The sequence below is a fragment of the Nocardia sp. NPDC004582 genome, from assembly GCF_053602115.1.
Map to the genome: position 1 here is coordinate 1 of NZ_JBSGCY010000141.1, position 16,460 is coordinate 16,460.

At 71.0% G+C, this 16,460-nt stretch carries 12 protein-coding genes and 1 pseudogene; 10 read left to right on the forward strand and 3 right to left on the reverse strand.

What is annotated here, in order from left to right:
* The 4 genes from ACWELJ_RS28150 to nudC form a co-directional block, all read left to right on the forward strand.
* Window positions 1-3,186, forward strand: a 3,186-nt coding sequence (locus tag ACWELJ_RS28150; protein WP_452369144.1) for an ATP-dependent helicase, incomplete at its 5' end; no start/stop codon positions are given.
* On the forward strand, window positions 3,183-7,253 hold the full coding sequence (locus ACWELJ_RS28155; RefSeq protein ID WP_452369145.1) for an ATP-dependent helicase: 4,071 nt from the start codon (window positions 3,183-3,185) through the stop codon (window positions 7,251-7,253). The genes ACWELJ_RS28150 and ACWELJ_RS28155, both read left to right, overlap by 4 nt.
* Window positions 7,254-7,373: 120 nt before the next feature.
* A complete protein-coding gene (locus ACWELJ_RS28160; protein ID WP_452369146.1) occupies window positions 7,374-8,432 on the forward strand; it encodes a potassium channel family protein in 1,059 nt (352 codons plus the stop codon).
* 26 nt (window positions 8,433-8,458) lie between these two features.
* Window positions 8,459-9,379 carry an NAD(+) diphosphatase gene (gene nudC / locus ACWELJ_RS28165; RefSeq protein WP_452369147.1) on the forward strand — a complete coding sequence of 307 codons (921 nt, stop codon included), beginning with the start codon at window positions 8,459-8,461 and terminating at the stop codon, window positions 9,377-9,379.
* A gap of 91 nt (window positions 9,380-9,470) precedes the next feature.
* Here the strand turns inward: nudC and ACWELJ_RS28170 are convergent, their stop codons facing one another.
* A complete protein-coding gene (locus tag ACWELJ_RS28170; protein WP_452369148.1) occupies window positions 9,471-9,722 on the reverse strand; it encodes a mycoredoxin in 252 nt (83 codons plus the stop codon).
* Between the two features lie 130 nt (window positions 9,723-9,852).
* Here ACWELJ_RS28170 and ACWELJ_RS28175 point away from each other — a divergent pair, with 130 nt between their 5' ends.
* From ACWELJ_RS28175 to ACWELJ_RS28200, 6 genes are all read left to right on the forward strand, one after another.
* The gene (locus ACWELJ_RS28175) at window positions 9,853-10,275 is read left to right on the forward strand and encodes an SRPBCC family protein (protein ID WP_452369149.1); all 423 of its coding nucleotides are present in this window, start codon (window positions 9,853-9,855) and stop codon (window positions 10,273-10,275) included.
* Entirely contained in the window at window positions 10,272-10,697 is a 426-nt protein-coding gene (locus tag ACWELJ_RS28180; RefSeq protein WP_452369150.1) for an EVE domain-containing protein, read from the forward strand. Before ACWELJ_RS28175 ends, ACWELJ_RS28180 begins: the two co-directional genes overlap by 4 nt.
* Entirely contained in the window at window positions 10,697-11,158 is a 462-nt protein-coding gene (locus ACWELJ_RS28185; protein ID WP_452369154.1) for a MarR family winged helix-turn-helix transcriptional regulator, read from the forward strand. The genes ACWELJ_RS28180 and ACWELJ_RS28185 overlap by 1 nt, the downstream gene beginning before the upstream one ends.
* 96 nt (window positions 11,159-11,254) lie before the next feature.
* Window positions 11,255-13,411, forward strand: coding sequence for an ATP-dependent DNA helicase UvrD2 (locus ACWELJ_RS28190; protein WP_452369151.1), 2,157 nt, complete (start codon window positions 11,255-11,257; stop codon window positions 13,409-13,411).
* Between the two features lie 105 nt (window positions 13,412-13,516).
* On the forward strand, window positions 13,517-13,897 hold the full coding sequence (locus ACWELJ_RS28195; protein ID WP_452369152.1) for a hypothetical protein: 381 nt from the start codon (window positions 13,517-13,519) through the stop codon (window positions 13,895-13,897).
* 113 nt (window positions 13,898-14,010) lie between these two features.
* The gene (locus ACWELJ_RS28200) at window positions 14,011-14,352 is read left to right on the forward strand and encodes a WhiB family transcriptional regulator (RefSeq protein ID WP_357086867.1); all 342 of its coding nucleotides are present in this window, start codon (window positions 14,011-14,013) and stop codon (window positions 14,350-14,352) included.
* A gap of 162 nt (window positions 14,353-14,514) precedes the next feature.
* On the opposite strand, the gene ACWELJ_RS28205 is transcribed toward ACWELJ_RS28200, so the two are convergent.
* Both ACWELJ_RS28205 and ACWELJ_RS28210 read right to left on the reverse strand, forming a co-directional pair.
* The gene (locus ACWELJ_RS28205; protein WP_452369153.1) at window positions 14,515-15,903 is read right to left on the reverse strand and encodes an ABC1 kinase family protein; all 1,389 of its coding nucleotides are present in this window, start codon (window positions 15,901-15,903) and stop codon (window positions 14,515-14,517) included.
* 44 nt (window positions 15,904-15,947) lie between these two features.
* Window positions 15,948-16,460: pseudogene (locus tag ACWELJ_RS28210) on the reverse strand (hypothetical protein); the annotation flags it as partial.

The following is a 16,460-nucleotide window of genomic DNA, read 5'->3' on the forward strand; positions in this document are numbered from 1 at the left end:
GGGCCGCTGGTGCGGACCGCCCACTCCTACGCGTTCGGGCTGCTGCGCGCCTTCGCGGCCGCCCACGGCAATCCGCCGCCGCGCCTGCTGACCGGATCCGAGCAGGACATCGTGATTCGCGAACTGCTGCGCGGCGACCTCGCCGACGGCGCCGCCGGCTGGCCCGAACGTCTGCATCCGGCGCTCACCGCCGCGGGGTTCGCCGAACAATTGCGGGACCTCATGCTGCGGGCCACCGAACGCGGTCTGGGACCCGAGGATCTGATCGAACTCGGGCGCGAACATCGCCACCCCGAATGGGTCGCCGCCGGCCATTTCGCCGAACGATATGAGCAGATCATGATGCTGCGCTGGTCGGTCGGCATGGATGTGCCCGAGGCCAGCGCGCCCGCCCTCGACGCCGCCGAACTCGTCACCGCCGCCCTCGACGCCTTCCACGCCGACCCGGAACTCCTTGCCGCCGAACGCGATCGGCTGCACTGCGTCCTCGTCGACGACGCCCAGCACCTCGATCCCCATGCCGCCCAACTGATCCGCCGGCTCGGCTCGGGCAACGCCGCCACCATCATCGCCGCCGATCCGGACCAGGCCGTCTACACCTTCCGTGGCGCCGACCCCCGCTTCGCCGCCGACCCCGGCACCTCTGCCGAGCGCCGCATCGTCCTCCGCCGCAACCACCGCTCGGCCGTGGCTGTCCAGGAAGTAGCCGACCGCATCGCCGCCCGCCTCCCCGGCTCGGCGACCCACCGCAACCCGCCCGGCGCGCACACCGGACTCCCTCGCGACGGCGCGGGTCGTCCCGGTAGCGCGGGGGATGGCTTCATGTCCGAAATGTCCGGAACCCACTGGGGTGCCCCGGAAATCGAGGGCGAGGTGCGGGTGCAGGTGCTCACCACACCCGCCAAGGAAGCGGCGCTGATCGCCGACCACCTGCGCCGTGCCCACCTCACGCACGGCGTGCCCTGGTCGCGCATGGCCGTGATCGTCCGCTCGGTCCCGCTGTCCCTGGCCCCGCTGCGCCGGGCCCTGCTCGCCGCGGGGGTGCCGGTCCGGCAGCCGCCCGCCGATGTCCCGCTCGCCCGGCGGCGGGGCGCGGCCTGGATGTTGTTGGCGCTGCGCGCGATCACCGCCGGTGACCCGACCGCCGTCCGGCACCCGCGACCCATCGCCTTCACGGCGGACGACGCGCTCGACCTGCTGGCGGGACCGCTGGGCGGAGCCGACCAGATCAGCCTGCGCCGACTGCGGCGCGGTATCCGGCGCACCGTGATGGAGCTCGGCTATCCGCATCGTGACGTCGCGGACGACGCAGCCACGGTGCCCGGCTACGCGGTGGAACCCGTTGTGGTGGAGTCGGACTCGAGCGCACCGCCGCAACGGCTCGCCGCTGACTTCGACGCGGATGCCGATCGTTTCGCCGATCTGGACCGGTCGTCGGCCGAGATCCTCCGGGATCTGCTGGTGGGCGCCGGGAACCGCGTCGTGCTCGAGAAACTCACCCCCGTGGAGGCCGCGCCCCTGCGGCGCGTGCTGAAGGCACTGGGCCGGGCGCGCAAGCTGCGGCGCGAAGGAGCCGGACTCGAGGACGTGATGTGGGGCGTGTGGACCGCCTCCACCCTGGAACGGCGCTGGGTGGGCCAGTCCGAGCGCGGCGGCGCGGGCGGCATGCAGGCCGATCGCGACCTCGACGCGGTGGTCGGGCTGTTCGAGGTCGCCGCGGCCTATGTGGACCGGCTGCCGCGCGCCACCGTCGAGGGTTTCGTGGAATACCTGGAGCAGCAGGTGATCCCACAGGACAACGCGCCGATCACCGACCCGGGTGAGGCGGTGACGATCTGCAGCGCGCACGCGGCCACGGGCCAGGAGTGGGACACCGTGGCGGTCGCCGCCGTCCAGGAGGGGATCTGGCCCGACCTGCGGCTGCGCGGCACCCTGCTGGGCGTCGAGGAACTGGTCGACCTGCTCGCGGGCGTGGGCGGCGCGGGGGAGAAGGTGAGCCGGTCCGCGCCGCTATTGGCCGAGGAGCGGCGGCTGCTGCTGGTCGCGTGCAGCCGGGCCCGGCGATCGCTGCTGGTCACGGCGGTCGAATCGGTCACGGGGGACCAGGATCTGGTGCCGTCGCGCTTCCTGGGCGAACTGGACGCCGACGCCGCCGATGGACAGCCGGGCCGGATTCCGCCGCCCGTGGACCCGGGCCGCGCCCTCGCCATGCACGCCCTGATCGCCGAATTGCGCACCGCCGCTTGTGATCCCGACTCCGCGCCGGAACGCCGGGCCCGCGCCGCCCGGCAGCTGGCGCGGCTCGCCCAGGCGGGCGTACGCGGCGCGCACCCCGACGACTGGTACGGCACCGCCGAGCTGTCCTCGGTCAATCCGTTGTGGGACAGCGAATCCGGGGTCATCTCGCTGTCCCCGTCCACCGTCGACCAGCTCGAGACCTGTCCGCTGCGCTGGGCGCTGGAACGCCATGGCGGCAGCGACGCCGAGAACCCGCACGCCCTCAAGGGCAACCTGGTGCACACCCTGGTGCAGGCCCTGGCCGGGCAGGTCAGCGAAGCCCAGGTGAAGCAGGCCCTGGTGAAGGCGTGGAAGAAGGTCGACCCCACCGCCCGCGACGGCGAGAACTGGCATTCCCGGGCGGAATTGCGCCGCACCGAGACCATGGTCGACACCTTCCTGGCCTGGCTGCGCAACACTCGCGACGAGCTCACCGCCATCGGCGTCGAGGTCCCGGTGGATTGCGTGCTGCCCGCCCGCGGCCCCGGCGAGCTGCCGGTGCGGATCACCGGCCGGGTGGACCGGGTGGAGCGAGATGCCCAGGGCCGCTTCGTCATCGTGGACGTCAAGACCGGCAAGACCCCCATCTCCAAGCAGGCCGCCGAGGAGCACGCCCAGCTGGCCACCTACCAGGTCGCGGCCGCCGAAGGCGCGCTCGGCGAGGGCGAACCCGGCGGCGCCCGCCTGGTCTACGTCGCCAAACCCCATGCCAAGGAAGGCGCCACCCAGCGCACCCAGCCGCCGCTGGACGCCGCCGGCGTCGACAGCTGGCGCGACATCGTGCACCACGCCGCCGAGGCCTCGAAAGGTCCCAGCTACCTGGCCATGCGCAATGACGGCTGCCGCCACTGCAGGGTGGCGGGCAGCTGCCCGGTGCAGGACCGCGGCCGCCAGGTGACCGACGAGTGACCACCGCATCCGACGGCGAACCCGTGGCGGGCGACGACCTGGCCGCCGGAGGCCGCGTCACCCCGCGACAACTGGCCGACGCGCTGGGCCTGCCGCCGCCCACCGACGAACAGGCCGCCGTCATCGCCGCCCCGCCCGGCCCCACCCTGGTGGTGGCGGGAGCGGGCGCCGGCAAGACCGAGACCATGGCCGCCCGCGTGGTGTGGATGGTGGCCAACGGCCTGGTCGAACCCGATCAGGTGCTGGGCCTGACCTTCACCCGCAAGGCCGCGCAGCAGCTCACCACCCGCATCCGCACCCGTCTCGCCAGGCTCGCGGGCGCACCCGTCGTCCGCGACCTCGACCCCAGCGGGCAGCTGCGCGCCCAGCTCGCCGCCGCCGAACCCGAGATCAGCACCTACCACTCCTACGCCGGCCGCCTGCTCACCGAATACGGCCTGCTGCTGCCGGTCGAACCCACCGCCACCCTGCTCACCCAGACCCAGCTGTGGCAGCTCGCCTACCGCGTCGTCTCCACCTGGGACGGCGACCTGGACACCGATCGCAGCCCCGTCGGCGTCACCGAAGCCGTCCTCGCCCTGACCGGCCAGCTCGCCGAACACCTGGTCCGGCCGGACGAATTGGCCACCGCCCACCTGGAATTGGACCGCCTCGTCCACACCCTGCCCGCCGGACCCCGCCAGAAGGGCGGCCCGAAACGGGCGCTCACCGACGTCGTCGACGCGCAGCAGGACCGAGTGGCCCTGCTGCCCTTGGTGGATCGCCTCGCCGAGGAACTCCGCCGCCGCGGCGCCCTCGACTTCGGCGCCCAGATGTCCCTCTCGGCCCGCCTCGCCGCCAACCACCCGGAAGTCGGTGCGGCGGAACGTGACCGCTTCCGTCTGGTGCTGCTCGACGAGTACCAGGACACCGGCCACTCCCAGCGCATCCTGCTCTCCTCCTTGTTCGGCGCGGCCGCCGTGGGTCCGGAATCCATTGCGGCGTCGGGCGACCCGGCCACCCTGACAACGGATACGGCGGCGCTGTCAGGGGATGCGGCGGCGTTGTCGAACGACCGTGCGGCGGTGCGAGACGGCGACGCGGTGCACCCTGGACGGGTTCGGGAGAACGGTCGAGACCTGGCGCGGCGGCCCACTCGCGCCGATGACGACGAACCGGCCGATTCGATCGCCGCACGGGCGCGACGGCAGCCGCTGGCGGTGACCGCCGTCGGTGATCCCATGCAGTCCATCTACGGGTGGCGCGGGGCGTCGGCGGCCAATCTGCCGCGGTTCACCACCGACTTCCCCAGTGCGCCAGGGGTTCCCGCGCCGGTGCTACCGCTGCTCACCAGCTGGCGCAATCCGCCCGAAGCACTGGACCTGGCCAACCTGGTATCGGACCCGCTGCGTGAGCGGGCGGCGCGGGGCGGGGGAGTCACGGTGGACGCGCTGCGGCCCCGGCCCGACGCCACCGACGGACTGGTAGCGCTGGCTCTGGCGGAAACCGTTGCGATGGAACGGGACTGGGTGGCCGAACGGATCGCCGCCGAATGGGCCGAGGCGGCCGAGGCGGAGAATCCGCCGCCGACCTCCGCGGTGCTGGTGCGGCGCAATGCCGATGCCGCGCCGCTCGCCGAGGCCCTGCGGGAACGCGGGCTGCCGGTCGAGATCGTGGGCTTGGGCGGACTGCTGCACACGCCCGAGGTCGCCGATATCGTCGCCACCCTGCGCCTGATCGCGGATCCGGCCGCGGGCAGCGCCGCCGTGCGCATCCTGACCGGCGCGCGCTGGCGCATCGGCGTCTCCGATATCGCCGCCCTGTCCCGCCGTGCCCGGGAGCTGTCCATTCGCCGCCCGGCCGGGCAGACCGACGCGATCACCGACACCGCCACCCTCGACGAGGCGCTGCGCGAGGTCGCCCCCGAACCCGCCGAGAAGGCCGGTCTCGGCGACGCCATCGCGGATCCCGGTGAGGCGGAACAGTATTCGCCGCAGGGGTTTGCCCGCATCGTGGCGCTGGGCCGGGAACTGGGCGCGCTGCGCGAACGCTCCGGGCAGCCGCTGGCCGAACTGGTCGCCGATGTCGAACGCACCATCGGCGTCGGCGTGGAGACCCAGGCCCGCCGCACCCACGCCGCCGCCGGCCGCGAACACCTCGACGCCTTCGCGGAGGTGGTGGCCGGATACACCGCCGACCACCGCTCCTCCCTGACCGGCCTGCTGGACTTCCTCGCCGCCGCCGAGGAGGTCGAGAACGGTTTGGAGCCGGGCGAAGTCGAGGTCGCCCACGACCGGGTGCAGGTGCTCACCGTGCACGCCGCCAAGGGCCTGGAATGGGAGGTGGTCGCGGTCCCGCACGTGGTGGACGGCACCTTCCCGTCCGGTACCGGCACCGCCACCTGGATGGGCGCGCTCGCCGAACTCCCCACCTCGCTGCGCGGCGACCGCGTCCAGGAAGACGCCACCGACGGCGTGCCCGTCCTGGACCTGAACGACCTCTACGACCGCTCCGACCTCGAACGCGCCCTCGACGAGCACAAGAAGGCCCTCGCCGCCCGCCGCCTCGACGAGGAACGCCGGCTGTTCTACGTGGCCCTCACCCGCACCGAACGCGCCCTGTTCGTCTCCGCCCACCACTGGGCCGAGACGGGCTCGAAACCCAAGGGCCCCTCCGGGTTCCTGCTCGAACTGAAGCACGAGACCGAGACGCCCGGCTCGGCGCTGTCCGGCGGCGTGTCGATCGACCGCTGGGACGACCCGCCGCTGCCCGGCACCCCCAACCCCTTCACCGACAACCCGCAGACCGCCACCTGGCCCCGCGACCCGCTCGGCGCCCGCCGCGAATTCGTGGAGGAGGGCGCGGCCCTGGTCAAGGCCGCCCTCGAGGCGCTGCGCGACGAATCCCGGCCCGAACAGATCGAACTCGACTTCGGCCCCGGATTCGGCGGCGCGGCAACCGATTCCGAGAACGACGACGCTTCTCACGATGATCCCCGCGACGAGGACCCCGAGGGCTGGGCCGAGGACGTCGACGCCCTCATCGCCGAGCACCGCGCCGCCGAACAATCGATCCGCGAGGTCGAACTGCCCGGCCAGCTCGCCGCCACCGCCCTGGTCGACCTGCGCGCCGATCCCGCCAAACTCGCTGCGCGCCTGCGCCGCCCGCTGCCCTACCCGCCCAGCCCCTACACCCGCCGCGGCACCGCCTTCCACGCCTGGCTGCAACGCTGGTTCGCGGGCGCGCGCCTGCTCGGCTTCGAAACACTGCCCGGCGCCGCCGACACCACCGACACCGACGCCGACCTGATGCGACTCCAGGAAGCCTTCCTCGCCTCCCCGTGGGCCGACCGCAACGCGGTGGAGGTCGAGATCTCCTTCGAGACCACCATCGCGGGCACCGTGATCCGCGGCCGCATGGACGCCGTCTTCCGCCGCCCCGACGGGGCCTGGGTGATCGTGGACTGGAAGACCGGCGCCGAACCCCGGCGCGGCGAAGCGGATTCGGTCGCGGTGCAGCTGGCCGTCTACCGGCTGGCCTGGGCCCGGCTGGAAGCCGCCCGCAGCGGCCGCCCCGAAGCCGAGGTGCTGGCCCAGACCTACGCCGCCTTCCACTACGTCCGCTCCGGCCGCACCATCGCGCCCGCGCACCTGCCCGGCCCGGCCGAGCTCGCAGCCATCATCACCAGCGCGGCCCCCCGACGCGTGCCAACGCAACCGCCGCTCCCCGACGAACCCCCGCTGCTGGACGAACCGGACTACGACGACCCCGGGCCCACCGAACCCGTCGAGGTCGAATTGCTGCGCCCCCGGCCCGCTTCGGCGCGCCCCCGAACCCGGGAACACCCGGCGTCCCCGGGAGCGTCCGGGGTCGAGGACGACAGCTCGTCACCGGGCTCAGAAGCGACACCCGGCCCGGATGCGCCGCCGGATCTCACGCCGTCCCTGGCTGGGGACACCGGCTCCCGGTCCGGCGCACTCCGGGATCCCCTGCCCGACTTCGACTTCCCGTTGTCCGACTTCGACTTCCCGCCCGATTTCGAGCCGCCACCGGACCCGGAGTCCCTGCCGCCGGACCTCCGGGGATGACTCCCGGGTCGCGGCCCGAGTTCGCGACGCGCCCCGCTGGGAACCACCACGCCCTGGTCGGCCCGGTACGCTCCGGACCTGTGCCGCTGCCAGAAGTGCCAGAAATGAACGGTGATTCGCGTGTCGGGTGATTCCTCGCGCGGACTCGCCGGGCTCACCGATCGGCCCGACTTCGCGCTCGTCGGTGTGCTGCGGATCCCGTCCGCGCAGTCCAGTCCCTGGTATTCGCTGCTGCGGCGACTCGGCCTGGCGGTAGTGCTGCTGGTCGGGGCCACCCTGGTCGTCTACGTCGGCCGCGACGGCTACAACGACAACGCCCGCGAGCACATGGGCCTGCTGGATTGCGCGTACTACGCGACGGTCTCCCTGTCGACCACCGGCTACGGCGACATCACCCCCGTCACCCCGACCGCGCGGCTGATCAATATCCTCGTGGTCACGCCACTGCGGATCCTGTTCCTCATCGTCTTGGTCGGCACCACCCTGTCCGTGCTCACCGAACGATCCCGGCAGGCGTTCAAGATTCAGCGATGGAGGCGCACCGTGCGTAATCACACCGTGGTAGTCGGCTACGGCACCAAGGGCCGCACGGCCGTGGACGCCATGCTCGCCGACGGCGAACAGCCCGGCAATATCGTCGTGGTCGACACCGACCCGCAGGTGCTCGAATTCGCCGCCAACGCCGGACTGGTGACCGTGCAGGGCTCGGCCACCAAGTCGGATGTGTTGCGGCTGGCCGGGGTTCAGCACGCGTCGGCCGTCGTGGTCGCCGCCAACCGCGACGACACCGCGGTGCTGGTCACCCTCTCCGCCCGCGAGATCAACCCCAAGGCAAGGATTTCCGCGGCCGTCCGCGAGGCCGAGAACACCCACGTACTGCGCCAGTCCGGCGCGGACTCGGTGGTGGTGTCCTCCGAGACCGCGGGCCGGCTGCTCGGCATCGCCACCACCAAGCCCACCGTCGTCGACATGATCGAGGACCTGCTCACCCCCGACGCCGGTTTCGCCATCGCCGAACGTGACGTGGAGACCGAGGAGATCGGCGGCTCCCCGCGCCACCTGCGCGACATCGTGCTCGGCGTGGTCCGCGACGGCAACCTCATCCGGGTCGGCGATCCCGAGACCGACGCCCTCGAGGCCCACGACAAACTGCTGTATCTGCGGCGCGTCCACGCCTGATCGGGGCGCCCGTCTAGTCTCGGGGTGTGTCAGCTTTTGAGCTCAATGCCGTTCCGGTGCTGTCGCGTACCTCGCTCGACCGCGCCGAACACCTCCGCTCCGACGAACAAGCGCTGAAAGAGGGCTGGCCCCAGGCCAAACTCCTCCGGATGAACAAGCGCGGCCAGGTCCGCGTCGACAACGGTGGCGTGGTGCTCGAGGCCGCGCTCACCCTCGCCCCCGAACGGGCCCCCGAGGCCGTCTTCCTCGGCGTCGACGGCGACATCCACCTGTGGGCGGTGCGCGACAACACCATCGAGGGCGAATTGGCCGACCTGCGCGCCTTCGGCGCCACCTTCGAACTCGACGACTTCGACACCGGCCTGCTGGCCACCGCCATCGCCGTCCTGAACTGGCACGACAAGGCCGCCTTCAGCCCGGTCGACGGCAGCCCCACCACGCCCGCCAACGGCGGCTGGTCCCGGATCAGCGAAGCCGGGCACGAGGACTTCCCGCGCACCGACCCGGCCGTCATCTGCCTCATCCACGACGGCGGCGACCGCGTCCTGCTGGCGCGTCAGCACACCTGGCCGCAGGGCCTGTTCTCGCTGCTGGCCGGATTCGTGGAGGCGGGGGAGTCCCTGGAACGCTGCGTCGAACGCGAGATCAAGGAGGAGGTCGGCGTCGACGTCCGCGAGATCCGCTACCTGGGCAGCCAGCCCTGGCCGTTCCCGCGCTCGCTCATGCTCGGCTTCGCCGCGGTCGGCGACCCCGACCAGCCCCTGGCCTTCAGTGACGGCGAGATCGCCGAAGCGTACTGGTTCACCAGGGCCGAGGTGCGCGAGGCGCTGGCCTCGGGCGCGTGGGGATCGCCCACCGGAGCCACCGGCGGCGCGGCGAAACTGCTCCTGCCGGGCTCGATCTCGATCGCCCGGACCATCGTCGAATCCTGGGCCGCCGAAAACTGAGGGCGCATAAGGGGGTTCGGGGGCTTGGCCCCCGTCTTCCCTGAAAGGGCGTTCGGGGGAAGCCCCTGAGAGTTCCGCGAGTTGGTGTGCCTCAGCCGAGGGCGGCGAGGGCTTCCTTGACCTGATGCAGGCTGGGGTTGGTGGCGGTCGAGCCGTCGCGGTACTTGACCGTCGGCACAACGTGATTGCCGTTGTTGACGCTGCCGACGAACTCGGCGGCCTCGGGGTGGTCCTCGATGTCGATCACCTCGTAGGTGATCCCGGCCTCGTCGAGCTGGGTCTTGAGGCGACGGCAGTAGCCGCACCAGGTCGTCGAGTACATGGTCAGATCGGTAGCAGTCACGGTCGATGCAACATACTCACCGCTGATCGTGTTCCTGCCGCGGGGTCGATTGTGAGCGGATCGACGGTGGCCGGGAACCGATCGCGGACCGGGGGTTGACGAACAAATAGTAAGCGCGCATACTAATTTCATGACGTTCATCGCCGAAGCCTCCGCCACCTCGACCGCCGCTCCCGCCGCCTTCTTCACCAAATGGGCCGACATGGCCACCTGGCCCGAGTGGAACCAGGACACCGAATGGGTCACCCTCGACGGCCCCTTCGTCCAGGGCGCGACCGGCGTCCTCAAGCCCAAGGGCGGGCCCAAGACCAAGTTCGTGATCACCAAGCTCACCGACTCCGAGTTCATCGACACGTCCAAGCTGCTCGGCGCGCGGCTGATCTTCGCCCACGAGGTCGCCACCATCGCCGGCGCCACCACCGTCACCGTTCGCGTCACCATGGAGGGCCCGCTGCGCGGCCTGTGGATCAAGATCATGGGCGGCGGCCTGCGCGAATCCCTGCAGCGCGATGTCGACGCACTGGTCGCGGCCGCCGAGGCGGTGCTGGTATGAGCACCCGGTACTGGCTCGCCGTGGTCTCCCGCGACCACGTCCGCCGCGGCGTCGAACTCGGCTTCGCACAAGCCAATCACGGCAAACGCGCCGCCGTGGAACGCATGAGCGCCGGGGACGGACTCGTCTACTACTCGCCCCGCACCGGCATGCGCGAAGGCGAACAGATCAAGGCCTTCACCGCCCTCGGCACCATCGCCGAGGGCCCGGCCTGGCAAGTCGAGGAGCAAGGCGGCTGCTTCCGCCCCTGGCGGCGCGCCGTCGACTACGACCGCACCGCCCGCCAGACCCCCATCGACACGCTGCGCGGTGAACTGGACCTGACCAGCGTCCCGAACTGGGGGATCGTGCTGCGGCGCGGCCTGGTCGAACTCACCGCCCACGATTTCGCGGTCATCTCCCGCGCTATGGTCGGCCGGTGATGGCGAATGACGGACTACACACCGAATTCGAGCACGCGGACGAAAGCCCCGGCCTCTTGCTCTGGCAGGTGACCAACCGCTGGCAGGCCGCCCAGCGCGCCGCCCTGGCCCCCTTCGACCTGACCCACGTCCAGTTCGTCCTGCTCGCCTCCCTGACCTGGCTCACCGGCCGGTCGGGCGGCGACCCCGTCACCCAGCGCGACGTCGCCGATCAAGCCGCCACCGACCCCATGATGACCTCCCAGGTCCTGCGCACGCTGGAACAGAAGGGCCTGCTCGAACGCCACGAACATCCCACCGACAAACGCGCCCGCTCCCTGCGCCCCACCGAATCCGGTGCCGCCCTGGTCAATCGGGCCATCGGCGCGGTCGAAACCTGTGACCGCGACTTCTTCGAACCCCTCGGCGCACAGACCCCGCGCTTCACCGAGGCGCTCCGCCGCCTGCGCGACCGCGACTGAATCGCGGTTTCGCGACGCCGCGGCTGTGCGGGGTTGCGCTCCGGTTTCGCGCCGCCACGCGGATGGCCGCCATCCCTGTCGGACTCCGCTGTCATGATGGAGCGCGTGACTGCCGCGACCACCCAGGCCCAGCTCCGGCTCGACGACCTCGATGCCGAGCAGGCGGCGGCCGTGCGCGCGCCCCGGGGACCGGTCTGCGTGCTGGCGGGCGCGGGCACCGGCAAGACCCGCACCATCACCCATCGCATCGCGCACCTGGTGTCGGCCGGGCACGTCCGGGCCGACCAGGTGCTGTCGGTGACCTTCACCGCCCGTGCCGCGGGGGAGCTGCGGAACCGGTTGCGGGCGCTGGGTCTGAGCGGCGAGGCCGGGCAGGTGCAGGCCCGCACCTTCCACGCCGCGGCGCTGCGGCAGCTCAAGTACTTCTGGCCGCAGGTGGTCGGCGACGTGCCGTGGCGGCTGATCGACGGCAAGTTCCCCATCGTGGCCCAGGCCGCGGGCCGTGCCGGCCTGCCCACCGACACCGACAGCCTGCGCGACCTGATCAGCGAGATCGAATGGGCCAAGGGCTCGCTCATCGCACCCGAGGACTACGCGGGTGAGGCGGCCCGCCGCCACCGCGACGTGCCCTACGAGGCCAAGAAGGTCTCGGCCGTCTACACCTACTACGAGGCGCTGAAGAACACCCCCGACGGCCTGCTGCTCGACTTCGACGACCTGCTGCTGCACACCGCCGCCGCGCTCGAGGACTACTCCGCGGTGGCCGAGGAGTTCCGCGGCCGCTACCGGTGTTTCGTGGTGGACGAGTACCAGGACGTCACCCCGTTGCAGCAGCGGGTGCTCGACGCCTGGCTCGGCGACCGCGACGACCTGACCGTGGTCGGCGACGCCAACCAGACCATCTACTCGTTCACCGGCGCGAGTCCGGCCTTCCTGCTGGACTTCTCGCGTCGCTTCCCCGAGGCCACCGTGGTCCGGCTGGAACGCGACTACCGCTCCACCCCGCAGGTGGTGTCGCTGGCCAACCGGGTGATCGGCGCGGCCCGCGGCCGCATCGCGGGCACCCGGCTGCAGCTCATCGGCCAGCGCCCCGACGGCCCGGAACCGGCCTTCGCCGAATACGACGACGAGCCCGCCGAGGCCGCCGCCGTGGCCAAGGCGATCGCCACACTGCTGAGCGAGGGCGTGCCCGCGGCGGAGATCGCCATCCTCTACCGCATCAACGCGCAGTCGGAGGTTTACGAACAGGCACTCACCGAGGCGGGCATTCCGTACCAGGTGCGCGGCGGCGAGGGTTTCTTCCAGCGGCCGGAGGTGCGGCAGGCGGTGTCCGCGCTGCGCACCGCCGCCAATCGCGACGACCTGCCCGACGCCCGCGGCCCCAAGCTGGTGACGCTGGTGCGCGCGGCCCTGGCCGGGGTCGGGCTCACCAAGGAGGAACCGGTCGGCGTCCAGGCCCGGGAGCGCTGGGCCTCGCTGGTGGCGCTGGTGGCCCTCACCGAGGAGTTGGCCGAGGCCGAGCCCGAACTCGATCTGTCCGGTCTGCTGCGTGAGCTGGCCGCGCGCGCCGAGGCCCGGCACCCACCGACGGTGCAGGGCGTCACGCTGGCCTCGCTGCACGCGGCCAAGGGCCTGGAATGGGACGCCGTCTTCCTGGTCGGCCTCGCCGACGGCACCCTGCCCATCCAGCACGTCCTCGGTCCGGACGCGACGGTGTCCGACGAGGCCGCGCTGGAGGAGGAACGCCGCCTGCTCTATGTCGGCGTCACCCGGGCGCGTGAGCACCTCCGATTGTCGTGGGCGCGGGCCCGTTCCGCGGGCGGGCGCAAGGTGCGCCGCCGCTCCCGGTTCCTCATCGGCCTGGTTCCCGACGATTCCCCGGCCTCGCGCATCGCCACCCACACCACCGAGCGGCCCAGCGGCCCCAAGCGGGTCCACCCGACCTGCCGCATCTGCGGCCGCCCGCTGCTCAATACCCAGGCCACCATGCTGGGCCGGTGCTCGCGCTGTCCCGCCGACATCGACACCGGACTGCTCGAGGCGCTGAAGGAATGGCGCCGCGAAAAAGCCGATGAGCTCAAACTGCCCCATTTCGTGGTGTTCAGCGATACGACCTTGACAGCGATCGCCGAACAACGCCCGGCCGACGATCGTGCCCTGGTCGCGATACCCGGCATCGGCGCGAAGAAGCTCCAAACCTACGGCGCGGAGGTGCTCGCCGTTGTGAGGTCGAAAACCGCAGGTCAAAAATAGGTTGTGCGTATCTGTATGGATACCTAATGTGGTTCAGGTGCACAGGGGAAGACCCCGCGCGCACCAAGCACTGATCGCAAACGAGTGAAGGAGGGAGGCAGACCAATGAACAGCAACGCAGGCATCGCGACGACCGGCATCACCGCCGGCCGCGTCAGCATGGCGTCCGTCATGTCCGTTGCGCCCGTCTCCCTCGGGGTCCTCGCCTCGCAGGGGATTCGTATGTCCGGCGTGAGTGGCGATCTTGGTCTTCAGGTCTTTGCAAGCAAAGCCCAAGCGGATCAGCAGATCGTGATCAAGCAGGACAAGCCCAAGGGCAATTGGTACCCGGCAACCGCAGTCGTTGACACCGTCATCGGCTCGGCCGTCGAAACCGTCACAGGCGCAACCGGATCCGAGCGACCGGTGCATCTGCTGGCAGCCCGCCCCAACACCACCGACCCAGCGTCCGTGAACAGGAGTCGACACCGAAGTCGACTCAGGTAGGGATTCACCTCCCAGACCTCCTGGCCACGGATCGCGACAGACGCGAAACCGTGGCCATAGTTTTATCGGCCTCCAGCCACCGGCACCGGTTTCGCGAAACCTACGAACGACCGATGCACGAGCTGAAGGAGAACGACGTGTCCACCACGGTCATCCGTGAACGAGTGACATGCCGCAACACCGTGGCCAACACGACCGCCCGCACCCGCCGGGCCGTCACCATCAATGTCCCCTGCCGCGCCGGCAACCCCGACCTGTGGTTCGCCGAGGCCCCGGCCCAGCTGGAAGAGGCGAAGGCGCTGTGCGCCAGCTGCCCGATCCGTCAGGGCTGCCTGTCGGCCGCCCTGGATCGTGCCGAGCCGTGGGGTGTCTGGGGCGGTGAGATCTTCGACCAGGGTGTCGTGATCGCCCGCAAGCGCCCGCGTGGCCGCCCGCGCAAGGTCACGGTGGCATGACCGCCCCGGCATCCGGGGGAATTGAACGCATACGACCCGCTTACCTGGAGGTAGGCGGGTCGTTTTGCGTCTGCTGACAATAACTCTCGTAGTTCTCAGGGGCTTCCCCTGAAACCCCTGCCGCCGGAGCGCCGGGGCGAGCGCTTCTTGGAAGCCCTCCGTTTACGAAGCCGCGCGGCGGGTTTCGGCGTAGCCGGGGACCCAGTCGTTCATCAGTTTCATGAAGGGGACTTCGGCGTCGAGCTGGGCGCAGATGCCGACCGAGCCGCCCAGGACCCGGAAGATCATCACGTGTTCGGCCGGAAGCTGCAGGGAGCGGGCCGTTTTCATCATCTCGGCATTGGAGATGTCGGTGGCCTTGCCCGCGACGCGTTGCATCCAGCGGCGGGTGAAGTGGAAGGTCTCGGTCTTGATCGGGTCGGTGAAGGGACGCAGATAGTCCTGAATCTCCTCGATGCTCACCGTCTTTCCGGGAATGACCCAGCCGTGGTCGTGCAGCAGCGCCACCAGTTCGTCGAAGCGCTCCTCGACCTCCAGCGCCACCAGTTCACCCAGGATCTTGGGGAAGCCGTTGGGCAGCGGCGCGCAGGCGCCGTAGTCGATGACCGCGAGCCGCCCGTCCTCGAGCACCATGAAGTTGCCCGGATGCGGATCGGCGTGCAGCAGTCCCGCGATGGCCGGTGAGCTGAAATGGAATTCGCCCATCAGCGCCGCCACCCGATTGCGCAGCTCGACCGTCCCTTCCGGATCGGCCATGCCCTGCTGGATGATTCGCGAGACCGGGGTGGCATTGTCGAGCCATTCGGTGACGATCACCTTCGGCGCGCTGGCCACCACCTTCGGCACCAGGAACCGCGGGTGCCCGTTGAACGCCTTGGCGAACTGGCGCTGGTGCCCGCCCTCGATGCGGTAGTCCAGCTCCTCCTCGGTGCGCTCGCTGATCTCGGCCAGGATCGGCTTGATCTCCGCGCCGGGGATCAGCGCGCCCATCATGCCCGCCATCCGGTTGAGTGTCTTGAGATCGGCGCGCAGCGCCTCGTCGGCGCCCGGGTACTGCACCTTCACCGCGACCGTGCGGCCGTCGGACCAGACCGCCTTGTGCACCTGGCCGATGCTCGCCGAGGCGGTGGGCTGGTCGTCGAATTCCCGGAAGCGTTGCCGCCAACCGGTTCCCAGCTGCTGATCGAGCTGGCGGTGGACGGCCGCGACCGGCATGGGCGGCGCGGCGGCCTGCAGTTTGGTGAGCGCCTCGCGGTAGTGCTCGCCGAACTCCTCGGGGACGGCGGCCTCCATCACCGACAGCGCCTGGCCGAACTTCATGGCCCCGCCCTTGAGCTCTCCGAGCACGGCGAACAGCTGTTCGGCGGCCTTCTGATTGAGCTCGGCGTTGATCTCCTGCTTGTCTCCCCCGGCAAGTTTGCGGCCGAATCCGACGGCCGCCCGCCCTGCGATGCCGAGCGGAATCTTGGCCAGCTTGGCATTGCGGGAAGAGCGCTTGCTCACAATCTCTGACACGTTCCCATCATGCCGATGTCCCAGACGGTCCGCCATGGGATTCGGGTGTTCTGCCGGGTGACGAGGGGGAGTGGTTTCCATCACACCTCCGCGTCCGCGCCGCAACCGCAGTCCGGGTGCGGCGGCCAGGTCCGCCGATCCAGCCGCGGGGTGTCCGGGTCCCATTCCAGGGTGGCGTTCAAACTCGCGGGTGGCTGGTCGGCGCGCCCGCGCGCGAGGGTCTCGATCTCGCGCAGCGCCAGCGCCGCGGTGAGCGCGGCCACCGCCGGGGAAGCGCACCCGACCCGGCCCAGCAGCTGCGCGGCCAATTGCGGCCAGGCCGGTTCGGCCGCGGTGCGGAACAGGTCCGCGCATCGCAGGCACACGGTTTCGCCCGGTAGCACCAGTGGGCCCACGATCCCGCGACCGTCGCGGATCCGGAGCTGCAGGTGCGGAATGCGATGGCGCATAAGGTCGGCGACCAGCCCCGGATCGGGCACCAGGGTGTCGGACAACACCAGCAGGTCCGGCCGCTCGGCTCCCGACCCCGGGCCGGGTTCCCACCCGCATGGCCGCCTGGCGCCCGGCCCGTGCGCGCCCAGCGCCTTGCCGCC

Excerpts from the sequence above, each read along its gene's own strand:
- ACWELJ_RS28185 (WP_452369154.1), top strand. The coding sequence starts at position 10,697 with ATGGCGAATGACGGACTACACACCGAATTCGAGCACGCGGACGAAAGC.
- ACWELJ_RS28205 (WP_452369153.1), bottom strand. The coding sequence starts at position 15,903 with ATGGCGGACCGTCTGGGACATCGGCATGATGGGAACGTGTCAGAGATT.
- ACWELJ_RS28190 (WP_452369151.1), top strand. The coding sequence starts at position 11,255 with ATGGAGCGCGTGACTGCCGCGACCACCCAGGCCCAGCTCCGGCTCGAC.
- ACWELJ_RS28200 (WP_357086867.1), top strand. The coding sequence starts at position 14,011 with ATGCACGAGCTGAAGGAGAACGACGTGTCCACCACGGTCATCCGTGAA.
- ACWELJ_RS28175 (WP_452369149.1), top strand. The coding sequence starts at position 9,853 with ATGACGTTCATCGCCGAAGCCTCCGCCACCTCGACCGCCGCTCCCGCC.
- ACWELJ_RS28195 (WP_452369152.1), top strand. The coding sequence starts at position 13,517 with ATGAACAGCAACGCAGGCATCGCGACGACCGGCATCACCGCCGGCCGC.
- ACWELJ_RS28180 (WP_452369150.1), top strand. The coding sequence starts at position 10,272 with ATGAGCACCCGGTACTGGCTCGCCGTGGTCTCCCGCGACCACGTCCGC.